Below are 13,794 nucleotides of genomic sequence, written 5' to 3'. Positions count from 1 at the left end.
GAAGCCCTCGAAGATACCAACACCCTTTTAAAGCTGATTGGCGGGATCAAGAAAAAGGAGGTGCGTCCCAGACAAAACGGTACGGGGCTCCCTTCCGGATCTCCTGCAGCGGAGAAGGAATCAGCAGAAGCGGGTGACTTTTCAGAACTGTTAAAAAAACTGCAGATGGCAAAAAAAGAGACACCTGCTGGAACAGTCCCTCTTCCTGACCAACCTGTTCCGGATCAGTCCGGTGAGAAGCCAATTTTCAATATTGAAGACCTGTTCGAGGATCTTCCACCCCAAAAAAAGGACGCAACATCTCCGGTTCCTGAAACGGAAAGGAATATAGAACCCATTGAGATTATTGAAGAGGAGATGGAGGGTCCTCTGATAAAAGCAGCGGCTGCAGCCCCGCCTGCTGTGACAGAAGAGCCCATAGTTGAGATTATTGATGAGGATCCGAGGAGAACCCTCCGGAAAAGACCTGCCGGAACGGTGACCCCCGCTGCCGATCAGACCGCCGAAACGGAAACAGACTATGACGAAAAGATCATCTCCGTTGACCAGATAACGGATCTCTCGGGTCTTATCCTTCCCAAAGGCACCACGTTCAGGGTTGAAGATCTCAGTCTGCACGGGGGCATCAATGCATTCGACAAGACCGGAACCGGTACCCTGCCGCAGGAGTTTGCCGAGATCTGGAAACGGGAGTTCTCAAAAGTCAGTTTTAAAGATCTCGATATAGACGGGGAGATTGGGATTGGCGAGGAAAAACTCAAAGCTGAATCCAAAAAGTTCAGTATCTCCTCCTTATTCAAAGCGATCATATCCGAGCAGGAGGCGTATGATCCCAAAAAACACGGGTCCCTCGTCGACCTCTCATTCCAGCCAGAACCCGGTATTGAAGAGATGGATATGTATCCGGTCAACGAACCCTATGCTTATATCCGGATCACGTACGATCACTCAACCCATGAGTACACCTACCATGTGCTCGAACCGATCCTGACCGGTGCAGAAAAGGCGTTATTGGTTGAACTGAAAGAGCGTCTTTTCGATACGCTCGATATCAATACCAAAGACATCTCCAAAGACGAAGCACGACGCAGACTCCGGGTCTCGGCAGATGATATTATCAGGGACTTTGGTATCAAACTTGCACCTGAACAGCGCGAGAAGATCCACTATAACATGTACAAGGATTTCCTCGGCGATGGCCTGATCGATCCCATCATGCACGACAAATATATCGAGGATATTTCGTGCGATGGTGTCAATGTCCCCCTGTTTGCGTTCCATGCCAGCTATGAGTCGATGAAGACAACGCTTTCCTATTCCAACGCCGATGAACTCGATTCTTTCGTTACCAAGCTTGCCCAGCGGGCTGGCAAGTACATATCGATTGCAGAACCGATCCTTGATGCGACCATGCAGGATGGTTCCCGTATCCAGATGACCCTGGGGCAGGAAGTGACCGCCCATGGTTCAACGTTCACCATCCGTAAGTTCAAGGATGAACCCATCACTCCCACAGATCTCATCGAATGGCGCACCTTCTCGCCACTCGCGATCGCGTATATCTGGCTGTGCGTCGAGAACGGCAAATCTGCAATCTTTGCCGGGGGAACTGCATCAGGAAAGACTACGGCCCTTAACGCCATTTCCCTGTTCATTCCCCCCATGTCAAAGATTGTCTCCCTGGAAGACACCCGTGAAGTAAAACTCCCCCACCCGAACTGGATCCCCAGTGTTACCCGCGATTCGTTTGATACAGCAGGCCGGGGGGAGATCAACATGTATGAACTGCTGCGGGCTGCGATGCGACAGCGTCCTGAATATATCATTGTCGGGGAAGTTCGTGGCAAGGAAAGCCAGACACTTTTCCAGGCGATGAGCACGGGGCATGTCACGTATTCCACCATACACGCGGACTCTGTTGCCAGTGTCGTGCACCGTATCGAAAACCCTCCCATGGATGTCCCGCGAAACATGCTCTCAGCCCTTGACTTCATCTGTATCCAGGTACAGGCGCGGGTTGGAGGAAAACGAATCCGGCGGAACAAGCAGATTGTTGAGATTCTCGATATCGATCCGAGAACCAACGAGATGATAACAAACGAGGTATTCAAGTGGCGTTCGGCAACCGATGAGCACACCTACTCCGGTAAATCCTATCTCCTCGAAGAGATCATGGAGGCTAAAGGCTGGAGTGAGACAAGGATGCGCGATGAGCTCAAGCGCCGCCAGGAAGTGCTCGAATGGATGAGAATCAAAAAGATACGCCACTACAAGGATGTTGCAAAGATCCTCATCTCCTATCACCGGGATCCTGAAGAGATTATCGAGAGAGTGAGGAAGGATCTCTATGAATAGTTTTGAGAGGTTCTGCTTCAACCTGCTCGGCAGCCGGATGAAGCGCAAACGGGAGGAGTACGCACAGCTGAGAAACGATCTCATATCAGCCCGGTTCAAGACTTCGTTTGAGGCATATCTTTCCACGGCCGTTGTCAGCTCAGTTATCGTCGGGATCTGCGCTGCCGGAGTGATCGGCCTCTTTACCTGGCTGTTAAAACTTCCCAACCTGATCAAATACAAGGGGTTAATGGCCGGCCCGCTGGCTGTGCTGTCCCCCCACATCCTTGTTCTCGGAACGATTTTCGTTACGATCTTCTCCCTGCTGATGTTCGGGGGATTTACGTACATTGCGTTCATCATTTATCCCGGCATTGAGGCAGGAAACCGGCGAAGGAATATTGATGCCACTCTGCCCTATGCAATCAATTATGTCACTTCAATGTCCACTGCCGGGATCACACCTGCCGAGGTATTCCGGCTGCTGGGTGACAGCCCTATCTATGGGCAGAGTTCTGTTGAGGCGCGGTATGTTGCCCGGGAGATCGATATTTTCGGGCGGGATCTCATCGATGCGCTCCGGCTGGTCTCATCTACAACACCCAGTAAACGGATGAAGGAGTTCTTGCAGGGAGCAATGGCCAGCATCTCAAGCGGGGGAAACCTGACGGATTATTTTCGCACTAAGGCCGACCAGTATGCGCTCGAGAACCGGCAGACGCAGAAACTGTTTTTGGATACACTCGGGCTGATCGCAGAATCGTATGTTACGGCAATGGTCGCCGGCACGCTCTTTTTGATCATCCTGCAATCGATCATGTCGGTACTTTCCGGGGATAACAGGCCGATGTTCCTGTATGCTGTCGTCTATATTATGATCCCTCTGGGGAGTGTCGCGTTTGTGGTTATGATCAGTACCATGACACCGGAGACCTGAAATGGGGATCAAGGATCGGATCGACAATATCATTCACCGGGGCGCCGGCATCCCGCCGTCCGTCACACCCCCTGACGCGAGTGCGGATACGGGTATCAGGAACCGGTTTAAAAATCTCTTTAACCGTGGCACGGATGCCCCTCCCCTGGTAAAATCCGCTGATCTGGGTTCTGTTGAGGCGGAGTTCCAGGAAATCACTAAGAAACTGGAGCATGAACGCCAGACACGGGAGGGATTCGGAAGATTCCTCAGACATCCGCTTCGAGTACTCACCGAGAATCCGGTCAACATCCTGATCGTCTGTATACCCCTGGGTTTGATCGTCTTCATTGGCGGATTCTGGTTCAGTGTGAAGACCTACGGGATTAAGGTACTCTTCAATTCCACAGTTATCGATGATTTTGCCGTTTTTGCCGTGCTCATCGCTATTGTTCCCCTTGCCCTTCTCGATCTTAAGGAACAATGGCGGGTCTCAAGCCTGGAAAATGCTCTCCCGAACTTTTTTCGGGATCTTGCCGGTATGAACGATTCCGGTATGACGCTGCCCAATGCGGTGCACCTCGTAGCTGCAGCAGAGTATGGCACCCTGACACCCCATATCCGTAAACTTGACAATGAGATGTCCTGGGGCATTGGTTTTGTCGAGGCACTGTACCGGTTCGGTAAAAACCTGGGAACCCCCCTTGCAGACCGGAGTGTTGACCTGATCGCAAAGGCAAGCAAGGCCGGAGGTGACGTAAGTGAAGTACTGCGTGCAGCGGCAAAGGATACCTATGAAGTGGTCAACCTCCAGCAGGAACGCAGTAACAACATGCTGATCTACGTTGTTATCGTGCTCGTTTCGTTTGCAGTGTTCCTGTTTGTGATTGCGATCCTGGTCACCTCGTTCCTTTCGACGATGGCAACCGCCGGGGCAACCGCTGTTTCTTCCGGGGCAAAGGGATTCGGGGGGTTTATTGATATCTTCGTCTACAAGCGACTCTTCTCGCACGCTGCCATGCTCCAGGGATTCTTCTCGGGGCTGGTAGCCGGCCAGATGGGGGAGGCACGGTTTATATCCGGTCTGAAATACTCTGCGATCATGCTGCTGGTAGCATGGGTTACCTTCCGGTTCTTCATCTGAACTTTTTTTCCGGATCCGCCGGTGACCGGATTACCGGCTGCACCACAATCCCGGGAATAAAACGGGATATAAAAACGGTCCGCTCGGGACAATAGCAGTAAGAAAATGCACTGAGTATATAAAAAAAGAAAAAATCAGGAAATATTTTCCGTGCTGTACCCTTTTAATGAGAGCAGCTCTTTGACCCGGTCACGGTGGTTTCCCTGAAGTTCGATGGAGTTTCCTTTGACCGTTCCACCGCAGGCCAGTTTTCCTTTCATGTATTTTGAAAGATCTTCAAGATCGATATCAGTTGGATCAAGTCCTTCGATAACGGTCACTTCTTTTCCATAGCGCCGTTTGTTCACCTTGACATTGATCCTTTGCTGTTCCTTTGCTACCTCCTCGCAGATGCATAGCTCCTTAGGTAGTCCACACGTCGGGCAAATCCCACCAATCATTACACCTAAATTTACGTTTATGGTTATTTATTACTTGGCATTGCCGAAAGAATGCGCAGCCTTAAAATCAGTATTTTTTTAAGAAAACTGAGCAATTTCAACCAGTTACGATCTCCCATCGCCCGGAAAAGCATGGATTTTTATGACCTGCGTATGCAAAGTACACGTAAGGAAATGTCGTTGTTTGTGATGGGATCTGCGTCCCATGTGGGAAAGAGCGTAACCGTTGCTGCGATCTGCCGCTGCCTGGTACGGCGGGGGTTTACCGTAGCCCCATTCAAATCCCAGAACATGAGTCTCAACTCGTATGTTACTCCGGACGGGGGTGAGATTGGTATGGCACAGGCTATGCAGGCAATTGCAGCCCGGCAATCCCCCCATACGGATATGAACCCGGTGCTTCTCAAACCAAAAGGCGACTGCGTATCGCAGGTGGTGCTCAACGGGCGCCCGTACAAGGATGTTGCGATCACGGAGTACTATAAGGAGACTCCCCGGTTACTCAAAAAAGCGCTTGAATCCTACCATCGGCTGAAATCCACGTATGGGGAGGTGGTGATCGAAGGGGCGGGTGGTGCGGCGGAGCTCAATCTCTATGATCGGGATATCGCAAATACCCTGCTTGCAAAAAAACTTCGCGTCCCTATTATCCTTGTGGCAGATATCGAACGGGGCGGCGTGTTTGCTCAGGTCTGCGGCACACTTATGCTCCTGCCCGAAGAACTCAAACCGCTGGTAAAAGGTATCATTATCAACAAGTTCCGGGGAGACCCTGCCATATTTGCGCCGGGAATACAAAAGATCGAAGAGTTGACCGGAGTACCGGTGCTCGGCGTTGTCCCGTACTTCAGCCTGCCCCTGCCCAGCGAGGATTCACTCTCGATCGGCGATAAAAAAGCCGGGACGAATGGGATACGGATAGCCGTAATCCGGCTCCCCCGGATCTCAAATTTCACTGATTTTGAGCTGCTCGAACAGCATGCAGCGGTTGATTACGTAGCGCCGGGCACCCCGCTTGACGGGTATGATTGTATCATTATTCCGGGTACCAAGAATACGATCGAAGACCTTGCAGTACTTTTCCAGACCGGTACAGATCGTGAGATCAGGAATGCCCGGAAGCGGAAGGTGCCCGTGATCGGGATCTGCGGAGGGTACCAGATGCTGGGCCGGCAGATCATCGATGCAGGGTTTGAATCAGCTGCAGGAACCTATGAAGGGCTTGGGTTGCTGGACGGGATCACCCACTTCTCGTCCTATGACAAGACCACGACGCAGGTGAAACGTACAGCATGTTCAGTACCCCCGATCCTTTCAGCAATGGGTGATATCACCGGCTACGAGATCCATATGGGAGTCACCGAGCCCGGTGGCGATGCGGAAGCATTGCACGGGGATGGCCGGGTGAGTGGGGACGGCCTGGTCTTTGGCACCTACCTGCACGGGCTTTTCCAGAACCCGTCTGCGGCAAATGCACTTCTTGCATATCTTGCCAAAAAGAAGAAAATACCCTTTGAACCGATTCCACCCTGTAGTGAGGATCCCTATGAAGTGCTGGCCGACCTGTTCGAAAAGCATGTCGATATGGATGCGGTTCAGGCAATGCTGACTATGTAACCGGCAAAAAAAGGATCAGCTGATGAGATTGGTGATGCTGTGAAAACCGCCGCCTTGCCGGTCTGCACATTTCACGGCTTCAGCCCTGGTAAAATCAACTTTTTCAGTTATCCTGCATTTTGTACAATAGGCAAGTGCCGGGGATTTGATGAACCGTTCCTGAACCTTAAATTCCCGGGAATGGATGCAGAAACCGCAATTTTCTATGGGTTCTTTCTTTTCAGCAAGGCACTGCACCTTTCCTTTTTGTACGGGAAGAATCCGGTATTCCTCATCGGTCATGGTATGATAGCTCTGTTACTACGCATTGTGTCTGCTGGGAATTTAAGATAATAGATAGGGGGTATGTTCAGGCCTTGTAGAAACTTGCATGAATCTATCGGGTTCACAGTCGATGCAACAAAATTCATGATATTGTGAGGGGCCCTCACCTCAGGACCTCTCCGACTCAGGGCGGGGCAAGGAGGTTTCAATATTTTTTGTCACTGATCCGCCGCGGGGGCGCCCCTTCGGGGGCGGCGGAGTTCATCATATACGAGGGTATGGGGGTTTCAACCCCCATCATTATATTGAAGAAAAGAATTTTTAAAAGAAATCCAATTTTCCATTGTTCGCTTAATCTCTTATCTCTGTTGGAATGCCCATGCGGCGGAAGCGGAAGCATGATGGACATAGAGCCTCCATGACGATTCGCAATTTTTTCCATTGTCATCAGGAGCATTCGTCCAGTTGAAACCCAAAGCCTTCATCACTATCTTTAAAATGCTCCAGCGCTAAAAACTGCGCTATGAAGGTGTGTATTATGTGCGGGGGCGAGGGCACCCGGCTCCGCCCGCTCACGTTTGAACGGCCAAAACCCTGTATTCCGATTGTTAACCGCCCATCAATTCATCATCTCGTCTCACACCTGTCAAACCTGGGCTTTCGGGAGGTTGTCCTTACCCTTGGCTATATGGGGAGTGCTATTGAAGAAGCACTCGGTGATGGTTCGCTCTTCGGGGTTGAGATCACGTACGTCCACGAGGAGTCCAAGCTGGGAACTGCCGGGAGTGTAAAAAATGCCCAGAAGTATCTCGATGGACAGGATTTTCTTGTCGTCGGTGGCGACCATGTTACGGACTTAAACGTGCTCGAGTTTTACCGTTCGCACCAGAAGCAGAAGGCTACAACATCGATTGGCTTGATCTCGATTGACGATCCAAGTGAGTATGGTATCGCTGAGATCGATGTGAGCTACGAGATAAAAAGGTTCAAGGAAAAACCGGCTCCCGGTGAGATCTTCTCAAATCTTGCCAGTACCGGTATGTATGTATGCAGTCCGGAGATTTTTGATCATATCCCTGCGGGAACCCGGTATGATTTCGCCCGTGATCTCTTCCCCTCACTGATGGATCAGGGATACGTGATCAAAGGCTGGCTCGCACGCGGGAACTGGACAGACGTGGGAAGCCCGCACTCGCTTCGCCAGGCCGAACGCTGGAAACTGCAGGATCTCACGTTCACCGACATTATCGGTAATCTGTCGATGCACGGAGCACAGGTGCAGGGTCCCGTCCAGCTCGGCGATTCGATCACACTGGGGAAGAATACCAAGGTGATCGGTCCGGTTTCTATCGGCCCGGGAACTACCATCGGGGATAATGTCCTGATCGGCCCGTATACGAGCATGGGAGATAAGTGTATTATCCGGAATAATTCCAAGATCTTCTCATCATCGCTGTATAACCGGGTCATTGTCGGGGCGAACAGCACGATCTCGGGAAGTATCATCGATAATGACACGCACATCGGGGAACACTGCAGTATTGAAAACGACACCGTGATCGGCCCCCGCGTGGTGCTGCGGGATCATGTGGTTGTCCATTCCAAGACACGCCTCTGGCCCGAAGTAGTTGTACCGGACGGGATGATTGTAAAAGAGCATGTGCTCAATGAGAAATTTGACCTGCGGTATGACGGGTCATAATAATTAAAATCGGTCAATCTGAAAATTTTTGGTCCGGTAACTCCACCCGCTTTTACATTACCCGGACTATACGTTTTGATTTTAAAAAATTACATTGTAGAAAACCTTTATTTACATAATATATTGCCCCCCTCTTGCGCCACCAGTCCCCTGTTGGGGGACGGGCGCAGCGCGATAGCCCGGGTAAGGTTACAGGTAATACGTCGTCATCGCAATGGGGGGTGCCGCAGTGGCGGGGGCGAAGCCCCAAAGAGCGTCAGAGTTTTCTAAATAATTTTACAGAGCATAAAAAAAGGTTCTTCGCTGTTTGGTGGTGGTAAGATATGTTACTGAAATTTGTTTGTGATATTCCCCCGCATCAAGGCCTCTCTGAGGTACGCCGGGACAATGAGGTTTTATTATTTTTGTCATTGAACCGCCGCGGGGCGCCCTTTGAGGTCGGCGGAATTTATCGTATCTGGGGGTATGGGGATTTCAACCCCCATCTTAATATTCTGCCCCATACATGCGTTACATTTTCAAAACAGCGATGAGCAAAAAAATTACACTCTCCGGACCAGCCGGTGGGTGATTGCAACCAGCGGGTGGCGGGCGTAATCGAGCACCTGCACATCGTCCAGCGTCTTTAAATTCATCGCAGCCGCAGTCCGTTCCATGCCGAGCTCGATATCCTCTTTTATCTCGATGATATAGGCATCCAGTGCAGTAATCCCGAGGCGCTTTGCTGCAATCGCCCGGTGATGGCCATCGACAAGGATGATCCTGCCCGGGCGTCTTACAACGATAATCGGTTCGGCAAGGCCTTTTTTGATCTCATACATTCTCCCTTCCAGCTCATCTTCATAAATTTTTGACTGGGTGGGCAGGAGATCTGTTACCGGCACCGTTCCGCGATCCAAGGCGGGATCCACCCCGTAGAGTTTTTTAAGCGTTGAGATAAAATTAAACACTTTTTCCGGGGATACATGCTCGATCTGGGAGCGTATCACATCCGAGTTGGAGATGATGCCCAGCAAGTGGTTTTTCTCATCAACTACCGGCAGCTTCTGGATGCCGGACCTGAAGATCACCCGTGCTGCATCGTTGATATCCATGTCCGGGTCAGCAACGATGAGGTTCCCGGACATCACCTGCTCAACGGAGGATCCGGGCTGGATAAACAGGAGATCGCGGGCTGAAATATAACCCACCACCACATCACCGTCAACAACCGGAAATCCGTCATGGTTTGTTTTCTGGATCTTCTCGGTGACGTCTTTTGCTGTGCTATGAAGATCAATACTGACGACATCATACGTCATATAATCCTTGACCTTCTTCTTGTCCATCAGTACAGCTTCTGATAAGAGAGTACTAAAAGACATCGGACAAAATGGGGAGTGTTGCCGGTATTGGATCTCACTCCGGGATCTCCCCTGCATGATTGTATTTTATAGCATGCCCTCGGGAATTTTTTTACATGGCTTTTTAGTATCTTTTTAAAAAACATCTTCTGGCAATGTAACAACCCCCCCGCCTTCCATCTGTCTCCTACCACAACGAAGTTAACGATTAATATCGCCGGGTCTTGTAAATTCCATCCTTTGCCAATCTCCCGGTCTCAAGAAACGATGGGGTCTGTTCAGTCAGGGTATTTTTCCATTATTTTTGTGCGTACTCAGGTAACCTGCGGAATAGTTTATGACGGTTGGACTATGATTTAATAAGGAGGATTCAAAACAATGGGCGAAAAGAAACAGAAAGAAAAAACAGTAGCACAGTGGAAAAAGTTTGTCGTGGTTGGCGCCTGTGTACTTTTTGTTGTACTTATGATAGTTTCCGGCATGGGCTCCGGCTGGATCAGCGCATTTACGGTTGTTAAGCCCGGGGATGTAGCCGTGATCGATTACACCCTTTACGATGCCGGGGGAAATCCCATCCTTACGACGGACCAGACGCTCTTTAAACAGGCAGTGGCTCAGGGAAGATCCATGCTTTTTTCCAAGCAGCTCTCCGTAACAGCCAACCAGTCCCTGACACATCAGCTCTTCCCGGTGCAGGTATACTCAACCAGCACGGGCTGGGCCAACCAGTTTGCTCTTTTTGCTCCAGAATATGATGCGATGAGTTCTGGTATCGTCGGTATGAAGGCAAACGAGCTGAAACGGATTCCCATTCCTTCATCTGCGTCAATGACCCAGCTCTGGTCCCCGGAAATGCTCAAGCGCAATGGCGTGAACATGACCGATATCAATGTCGGCAATATCATTGCAATGGGAGTGTCTGATAATCCGGAAGCAATGGCCACAAACCAGTCCACCCAGACATATCTGCGGGTTGGAGAAGTGTCACAGAAAACGTCAGAGGGTGCCGTCGTGGATTTCGGGTACCCCACTGTTGACATCAAGGTAGTATCGATTAACGGCAACAACTGATTCATACCCATACTCTTTTTTATCACTACTGTTCATTCCTGTTCATGGCAGTGCGTGTGATCTGTTTTTACCAGCCGGGATGCATGGGGTGTATGGAGCAGACCCCGATCAACCGGGAAGTGGAAAAAAACCTGGCCGTCAAAATCGAAGAGATAGATGCGGTGAAAAACCCCCAGATGATCAAACAATACGGGTTAAAAGTGACACCGACTATCGTGATCCTGATCAATGACGTGGTCAAAGAGCAGTTTGAAGGAGTTGTCCATACAGAGCAGCTCGAAGCGGCCCTGAAAAAATACCGGTAACGTATCAGGTAAGTGAATGGGAAAGCCGGGGGATACCCACCTCCCCCACGAAACGACAGATCCCGGAGCGGTTCTCTTTTTTTATACTTCATGAGAAAAAATGCATTGCGCTGCGAAGCAAACGGGCAATCCCATGAAAGATGGGATATATCAGGAACAAAAAATAGGGGATAAAAAAAATTACGACCGGACACCGTAGATACGCTTGATCCGGTGCGCTACGGTCTTCCAGCCTTCCTTTCGCATCAGGGGTCCGTCCCGGAGTTTGAGGTGGGAGATCTGGAACCTCTTTCCCGAAACCACGTACTTCTCACCTACGGTAAATTCCTGTTCCCCCTCGCAGGGCAGATACACCGGAATGGTCTTCCTGCCATCGTGGATGGAGATCTTGACTACCACCTGCTCGATGGCCCGTGTCCAGAGGGTAAGGATATCCTTTGCCTTGGCCCGCTGCACCCGCTTGTCCCCGGCCAATTCAATGGAGGCGACCTGGACGCCGAATGCATCATCCCCGCATTCCGCGACAAGGTGTTCTTCTACGCTGCATTCGTCATCTTCTGCGAGTTCGATGGCCCCGACAATCGAGGTTCCTTCACGGGAGATGATCGTTTTGATGAGCAGGGATTGCGGCTCACGCTCTTTTGGAATCCGCTGGTGGTGACCGCAGGTAGTGCACCGGACCAGCTTATCGCGGGATTCGGCTACTACTTCGTGTTCGGTCTCATCCCCGCACTCCGGGCAATGGGCGGTAATAAACATTGAATATGAATGGAAACCCTCACATGATAAAGCATGGAGGCACAGGAAATAATTCATTGCCGTGGTCACCCGCTGGTATCCGGCAACCACCCGACAACCTTTGAAGTAACCGCGGAGTCGCACCTGACGAGCACGGGCAACTGTATCATCGGGATTGCCGCAGACAAAGGTTGTGCCGGGCTCTCATCTGAATTTAAAAAAGTGCTCTCGCACGATGATGCGCGTCTGCTGACCCGGCTTGCGTGCGGGGAAAGTGAAGTGGAGATCCATTCCCGGGGTTCATCCCAGTTCACCCTGACGCACCCGACCGACATGGTCTGGCGCAGGAGCGGTTTTGTGTGCGGGCGGACGATCGGTATCCATTCGGACCGGGTCGCTGCCACATTGCCGGATGCGTTGATCAAAAACCTGATCGCGGAAAAAACAATGATCGTAACCCTGACGGCTACGCGTCCCGGCTGAGGGTCGTGATCCGTACTTCTGCTTCGGCAAGCATGGTCTCGCACTGCTTTACCAGTACCGCACCCTGTTCATAGAGCCGCATGCTCTCATCAAGACCGGTCTTTCCGTCTTCAATCTTTTCAATGATCTGTCTCAGCTGTTCCGTTTTTGTCTCATAGGTTTCTTTCATGGTCCACACGCTCCACGATTACATCGGTGTTTCCGTCATAAAACCGGATTTTCATCCGGTCGTTCTGTGCGATCCCGTCAACACGTTTTACGATTGCGCCATTCTTCTCTGCCACGCAATATCCCCGGGCAAGGACAGCGAGCGGGCTCCTGCTTTCAAGCGCAGTTTTTGTCCCGGCAAGGAGCAGGCGTTCGCGCTCAATGCGTGTCATGCAGGCCCTGTCAAGCCGGTCCGCAAGATCCGCAGTGGTTGTTTTGCGCTCTTCGATCCGGTGCAAAAACCGCTGGGGGCGCAACCGGTCGCGCATGCCGATAAGTTCCTCCCGGGCCCACGCGATTCTTCCCTGTACGGTTGCGATCATCAGGGATTTGAGCTCATGCAGCTGCAGGAGGAGGACCGCACGGTCAGGTACCACCAGTTCAGCTGCTGCTGAAGGGGTGGGTGCACGCAGGTCTGCGGCGAGATCGGCTAAGGTCACATCCACTTCGTGGCCGATCGCACTGACAACCGGGACCGGGCAGGCAGCGATTGCCCGCACGACATCCGGGTGATTGAAGGCAAAGAGATCTTCAAAGCTCCCGCCACCCCGTGCAACAATCACGACATCCACACGCCCGCTGAGACGCCGGATTGCCTGCGCAATCTCGCGATGCGCTTCTTCTCCCTGAACCGCGGTCGGTGAGATGATGATCTCTGCCGGGAAGCGCCGGGTAATCACCGTCCTGATATCATGAATAACGGCTCCCGTCTCTGAGGTGACAATCCCGATTTTTTCCGGAAATGCCGGGAGGGGGCGTTTCTTTTCCGAGGCAAAGCACCCCTCTGCGGCCAGCTCCCGCTTCCATTGTTCCACGAGCAGGTACTTCTCGCCCAGACCGGCCTTCTTTAACTCTTTTACCTGGAGCTGGTACGAACCATGCGGTGCGTACAGGCGGACCGTTCCGGATACGATCACTTCCATGCCCTCTGCTGGGGAGAACTGCAGGCGCTCAGCATCGGAGCGCCACATCACACATTTGATGACCGCCGCGGTACTGCCGCCACCTTTTTCTGAAAGGGAAAAGTAGCGGTGACCCCGTGAATGATGCGTATAGTTGGTCACTTCGCCTTTTACCCAGACACCCTGCAGGCGGGCATCGTCGAGGAGGTCTTCGATGATGGCCGAGAGCTCCGACACCATGAGGGGTGCGGTTTTTCCACCGGGGGATTCATCGGGCTTGTTGAACCAGTCCATCAACAACTATTAGGCAAAAACCGCATATGAATTA

General features: G+C 51.5%; 15 protein-coding genes. 8 read left to right on the top strand and 7 right to left on the bottom strand.

The genetic code is table 11. The annotated features are described in order from the left end of the window. Positions 1-165 precede the first annotated feature (165 nt). Genes WC593_09185 through WC593_09175 form a run of 3 tightly spaced genes read left to right on the top strand, consistent with a single transcriptional unit; the run spans position 166 to position 4,394 of the window. Positions 166-2,355, top strand: a complete 2,190-nt coding sequence (locus tag WC593_09185) for a type II/IV secretion system ATPase subunit (protein ID MFA4825316.1) — start codon at positions 166-168, stop codon at positions 2,353-2,355. Then, positions 2,348-3,271, top strand: coding sequence for a type II secretion system F family protein (locus WC593_09180; GenBank protein MFA4825315.1), 924 nt, complete (start codon positions 2,348-2,350; stop codon positions 3,269-3,271). Before WC593_09185 ends, WC593_09180 begins: the two co-directional genes overlap by 8 nt. 1 nt (position 3,272) lies before the next feature. Continuing rightward, positions 3,273-4,394 carry a type II secretion system F family protein gene (locus tag WC593_09175; protein MFA4825314.1) on the top strand — a complete coding sequence of 374 codons (1,122 nt, stop codon included), beginning with the start codon at positions 3,273-3,275 and terminating at the stop codon, positions 4,392-4,394. Positions 4,395-4,528: 134 nt separating this feature from the next. On the opposite strand, the gene yciH is transcribed toward WC593_09175, so the two are convergent. Next, positions 4,529-4,834, bottom strand: coding sequence for a stress response translation initiation inhibitor YciH (yciH, locus tag WC593_09170; protein ID MFA4825313.1), 306 nt, complete (start codon positions 4,832-4,834; stop codon positions 4,529-4,531). Between the two features lie 174 nt (positions 4,835-5,008). Between yciH and WC593_09165 the strand changes: the two genes are divergently transcribed. Next, positions 5,009-6,451, top strand: a complete 1,443-nt coding sequence (locus WC593_09165) for a cobyric acid synthase (GenBank protein MFA4825312.1) — start codon at positions 5,009-5,011, stop codon at positions 6,449-6,451. A 15-nt stretch (positions 6,452-6,466) separates the two neighbouring features. Here WC593_09165 and WC593_09160 read toward each other — a convergent pair whose 3' ends face one another. Together WC593_09160 and WC593_09155 are read right to left on the bottom strand one after the other, a co-directional pair. Next, positions 6,467-6,733, bottom strand: a complete 267-nt coding sequence (locus WC593_09160; protein ID MFA4825311.1) for a hypothetical protein — start codon at positions 6,731-6,733, stop codon at positions 6,467-6,469. Positions 6,734-6,920: 187 nt separating this feature from the next. Next, entirely contained in the window at positions 6,921-7,124 is a 204-nt protein-coding gene (locus WC593_09155; GenBank protein MFA4825310.1) for a hypothetical protein, read from the bottom strand. Between the two features lie 114 nt (positions 7,125-7,238). Between WC593_09155 and WC593_09150 the strand changes: the two genes are divergently transcribed. After that, positions 7,239-8,417 carry an NDP-sugar synthase gene (locus WC593_09150; protein ID MFA4825309.1) on the top strand — a complete coding sequence of 393 codons (1,179 nt, stop codon included), beginning with the start codon at positions 7,239-7,241 and terminating at the stop codon, positions 8,415-8,417. Between the two features lie 542 nt (positions 8,418-8,959). On the opposite strand, the gene WC593_09145 is transcribed toward WC593_09150, so the two are convergent. Beyond that, on the bottom strand, positions 8,960-9,745 hold the full coding sequence (locus WC593_09145; GenBank protein ID MFA4825308.1) for a CBS domain-containing protein: 786 nt from the start codon (positions 9,743-9,745) through the stop codon (positions 8,960-8,962). A gap of 393 nt (positions 9,746-10,138) precedes the next feature. Here WC593_09145 and WC593_09140 point away from each other — a divergent pair, with 393 nt between their 5' ends. Beyond that, positions 10,139-10,831, top strand: a complete 693-nt coding sequence (locus WC593_09140) for a hypothetical protein (GenBank protein ID MFA4825307.1) — start codon at positions 10,139-10,141, stop codon at positions 10,829-10,831. 44 nt (positions 10,832-10,875) lie between these two features. Beyond that, positions 10,876-11,136, top strand: coding sequence for a thioredoxin family protein (locus WC593_09135; GenBank protein MFA4825306.1), 261 nt, complete (start codon positions 10,876-10,878; stop codon positions 11,134-11,136). Between the two features lie 180 nt (positions 11,137-11,316). On the opposite strand, the gene WC593_09130 is transcribed toward WC593_09135, so the two are convergent. Beyond that, positions 11,317-11,895 carry an HVO_0476 family zinc finger protein gene (locus WC593_09130; GenBank protein ID MFA4825305.1) on the bottom strand — a complete coding sequence of 193 codons (579 nt, stop codon included), beginning with the start codon at positions 11,893-11,895 and terminating at the stop codon, positions 11,317-11,319. A 33-nt stretch (positions 11,896-11,928) separates the two neighbouring features. Here WC593_09130 and WC593_09125 point away from each other — a divergent pair, with 33 nt between their 5' ends. Further along, positions 11,929-12,357, top strand: coding sequence for a DUF371 domain-containing protein (locus tag WC593_09125; protein MFA4825304.1), 429 nt, complete (start codon positions 11,929-11,931; stop codon positions 12,355-12,357). Here WC593_09125 and xseB read toward each other — a convergent pair. Both xseB and xseA read right to left on the bottom strand, forming a co-directional pair. Next, positions 12,341-12,526 (bottom strand): exodeoxyribonuclease VII small subunit, encoded by a 186-nt coding sequence (gene xseB, locus WC593_09120; protein ID MFA4825303.1) that lies wholly within the window; start codon positions 12,524-12,526, stop codon positions 12,341-12,343. The two genes, WC593_09125 and xseB, sit on opposite strands and share 17 nt — an antisense overlap. Continuing rightward, complete coding sequence (gene xseA / locus WC593_09115; GenBank protein ID MFA4825302.1) at positions 12,510-13,760, bottom strand: exodeoxyribonuclease VII large subunit; 1,251 nt, start codon at positions 13,758-13,760, stop codon at positions 12,510-12,512. Before xseA ends, xseB begins: the two co-directional genes overlap by 17 nt. Between the last annotated feature and the right edge of the window lie 34 nt (positions 13,761-13,794).

This window comes from Methanoregula sp., assembly GCA_041645435.1.
Classification (GTDB): Archaea; Halobacteriota; Methanomicrobia; order Methanomicrobiales; family Methanospirillaceae; genus Methanoregula.
The sequence above is the reverse complement of the archived record's forward strand: the minus strand, read 5'-3'. Positions and strand labels throughout refer to the sequence as shown.